The sequence below is a fragment of the Dysosmobacter segnis genome, assembly GCF_014297285.1.
Classification (GTDB): Bacteria; Bacillota; Clostridia; order Oscillospirales; family Oscillospiraceae; genus Oscillibacter; species Oscillibacter segnis.
The window spans coordinates 1-1,249 of sequence record NZ_JACOQI010000085.1 but is presented as its reverse complement, the minus strand read 5'-3'; the positions used below and the strand labels follow the sequence as shown (position 1 = coordinate 1,249).

Here is a 1,249-nt window from a genome sequence, read left to right as displayed (position 1 = left end):
GTACAGACCGGCCACAGGCTTCAAACCAGTCCAGCAGGGAATTGATCTCGCTCTTTGAAAATCCGAACTTTGGCCGTTGCAGCACTTCCCGATACTCGCACAGGATACGGTAATCATAGCAGGGAACAATATCTCCTGTCAGCACCATACTGACTACTCTGGCGGGCGCCCCGTTTCTCGACCAGAGCGCCGACACCAAAATGTTTGTGTCTATCACCACCAGCATAAGCGATCATTCCCCCCGGCGAACTGCGGCAATCTCAGCTTCAATATCTTCGTCGCTCATGTAGCCGTTGGCTGCTGCCTTTGCCCTCATAGAGTTAAAGGCGATCATGGCCTTTGCCTGCCGGACTGCCTTCACCGTTTCCTCAAAGCTGCCGTCCGCAATATCAAAGAGAATCGCCGTCGGTCTGCCGTTGTTGGTGATGATAACCTCTCCATCTGCGGAAAGATTTTCCCAGATGCTCTTGGGCGTGGTTCTCAAATCTCGTACAGTATAGAAGTTCATACGATCACTCCTTTCGCTTATATTATACCCATAGTGTTGCACGATTGTCAACGAATTTATTCTTGTTCCGTGATTTTTCTCTCTCGCTGCCCACGGCGTACCGTGGACATATAGAGGTCAAAAAAACATGATTTTATACCGTTTTTTAGCCTCGTTTCAGAGGGGGTGGTATAGTTACCCTCGGAGGGCTGGAAGCGCCGTCCTGCGGCAATAAACGCCCGAAAATCAACCCTAATCCTCACTCTTTTTCAAGGCATCCACCAGCAGATCACTCAACGCCTGTGACGGTCGCACCCGTGCCACCATGTGTCCATCCTCCTGCCACACCGCAGACGGCTCGCTGTCCCACCATTTTCGAATCGTCTTGGGATCAAGACCAGTGTCCCGATGACAGTCCGCCTTACGTCCGTCCGGGTGCTGCTGCCTCCACACATGAACTATTTTCTCTGCCGTTGGTCTACCTTCCGCAGATTTCATTGAAATGCCTACCGCTTTCATGTCCTCTTTTCTTCTTCGAGCTAAATACAAATGCTGATTTTGTTTTAACCAGTTTCTCTTATTGACCGGCATCGTCATGCCGGATAGCTTGGCAATATCATCTCTCGGAAAGGTCACATAGTCCTCATTGAACATCTCCAGAGCACATACAATATCGTCCTTCGTGAAACGGTTGATGTCCTCTTCGCTCATATCATCGTAGGGCTTGAGCAGAGCGAAAGCATCCCTGCGCAGCTCCGCTTC

Annotated in this window: 2 protein-coding genes and 1 pseudogene; all 3 read right to left on the bottom strand. The window is 50.4% G+C overall.

The window, feature by feature from the left end; translation table 11 throughout:
* A partial coding sequence (locus H8Z83_RS19100) for a putative toxin-antitoxin system toxin component, PIN family (protein WP_187016475.1) occupies positions 1–226 on the bottom strand: 226 nt, incomplete at its 3' end.
* A 6-nt stretch (positions 227–232) separates the two neighbouring features.
* A complete protein-coding gene (locus H8Z83_RS19095) occupies positions 233–508 on the bottom strand; it encodes a type II toxin-antitoxin system Phd/YefM family antitoxin (protein ID WP_024731464.1) in 276 nt (91 codons plus the stop codon).
* Positions 509–739: 231 nt separating this feature from the next.
* A pseudogene (locus H8Z83_RS19090) lies at positions 740–1,249 on the bottom strand (hypothetical protein); the annotation flags it as partial.